This is a genomic window from Bradyrhizobium sp. NBAIM08 (assembly GCF_020193935.1).
Classification (GTDB): Bacteria; Pseudomonadota; Alphaproteobacteria; order Rhizobiales; family Xanthobacteraceae; genus Bradyrhizobium; species Bradyrhizobium yuanmingense.
The window spans coordinates 1-399 of sequence record NZ_JADYVR010001024.1; the positions used below are offsets into that span (position 1 = coordinate 1).

General features: G+C 66.4%; 1 protein-coding gene. It reads right to left on the bottom strand.

The features are described from left to right. The coding region (locus I6F37_RS43270; protein WP_249795501.1) for a cation:proton antiporter at positions 1–370 on the bottom strand (370 nt) is incomplete at its 3' end. Positions 371–399: the final 29 nt, after the last annotated feature.

Sequence of the window (399 nt, forward strand, 5' to 3'; positions counted from 1 at the left end):
CTAGAGTGGAGGCGACCCGCTGCTTGAGCGCAATCCCGTGGGCATGGAGCACCGAAAATACCACCGCAGCGTCCGTCGATCCGACGATCGCCCCGATCAGCAGCCCCTGAATCCAGTGCAGCTGCAACAGGTGCGCGGCAATTATCCCGATGATGCCGGCCGTCACCGCGACGCCCATGGTGGCGAGCGAGATGGCGGGCCATAAACCGACGCGAAAAACTTCGCGCTGCGTGCGCATGCCGCCGTCGAACAGGATGAGCGCGAGCGCGACGCAACCGACGAGCTGCGAGGTATACACGTCGTCGAACGGTATGCCCCCGGGCCCGTCCTCCCCCGCCAGCATGCCCAGCACGAGGAATGCCAGCAGCATCGGCGCCCCCAGCTGGGACGAGACTGCGC